Origin of the sequence: Streptomyces rugosispiralis (assembly GCF_024505145.1) — a bacterium.
In the GTDB taxonomy this organism is placed as follows: domain Bacteria; phylum Actinomycetota; class Actinomycetes; order Streptomycetales; family Streptomycetaceae; genus Streptomyces; species Streptomyces rugosispiralis.
Genome location: NZ_JANIAA010000167.1, coordinates 1 through 1,179, shown reverse-complemented (window position 1 = coordinate 1,179; position 1,179 = coordinate 1). Strand labels below are relative to the sequence as shown.

1 protein-coding gene is annotated in these 1,179 nt (G+C 70.7%); it reads right to left on the bottom strand.

What is annotated here, in order from left to right; translation table 11 throughout:
• On the bottom strand, positions 1-1,179 hold a 1,179-nt coding region (locus NP777_RS46870; protein ID WP_256656319.1), incomplete at both ends, for an acyltransferase domain-containing protein.

Genomic DNA, 1,179 nt, shown 5'->3' with positions numbered 1-1,179 from the left:
CGAACACCGACCAGGAGATCGTTCAACTCCTCCCGGATCTCGTCCACTTGAGGACCATGCGAGGCATAATCCACCTCGATCAGCCGCGCCCGCTCCCCCACCTCCTGACACCCGGCCACGACAGCAGCCACCTGCTCCGGCGGACCCGACACCACCGTGGAGGAAGGGCCGTTGACGGCTGCGACGCCTACCCCGGCGGCCTGATCACCCAGGCCGGAGAGCAGTTGGCCCGCCCGCTCCTGGCCCACACCAAGGGACGCCATCGCCCCGCCACCGGCCAACCGCCGCAGCACCTTGCTCCGCTGCGCCACGACCTTCGCACCATCCTCCAACGACAACGCCCCCGCGACCACCGCAGCCGCAATCTCACCCTGGCTATGACCCACCACCGCCGCAGGACACACCCCAAACCCCGCCCACACCGCAGCCAACGACACCATCACCGCCCACAACACCGGCTGCACCACATCCACCCGCCCCAAATCCGCCCCACCCTCCGCACCGCACAGCACATCCATGAGCGACCAATCCACATACGGCGCCAGTGCCCGCTCACACTCCGCCACCCGCGCCGCAAACACCGGCGACACTTCCAGCAGCTCGGCGCCCATCCCCACCCACTGCGAACCCTGACCCGGAAACACCAGCACCGGACCCACATCACCCGTCAGCTCCGCCGCTCCCGATCGCACGACGCCCGGATGCGACACACCCCCCGCCAACGCCTCCACGGCGGCCAACAGCTCCGCTCGGTCATCGCCCACCACCACCGCCCGATGCTCGAACACCGACCGCGTGGCGACCAACGACCACCCCACATCGACGGGCGAGAGCCCGGACGCACCGCCCACGCGGTCCGCCAGGGCGGCGGCCTGGCCGCGCAGTGCGTCCGCGCTCCGCGCCGAAAGCACCCACGAGACCGTACCCAGATCGGAGGGGACCGCCTCCGCCTCCGGCCCGTCCTCCACCGGAGCCTGTTCGAGGATCACATGGGCGTTGGTGCCGGAGGCACCGAAGGAGGACACGCCGGCCCGGCGCGGGCGCCCATCGTTGGGCCACTCCGCCGGCTCGGTCAGCAGCCGCACCGCGCCGCTCTCCCAGTCCACATGCGGGCTCGGCTCGTCGATATGCAGCGAGGCGGGCAGCGTTCCATGGCGCATGGCCTGCACCATCTTGATG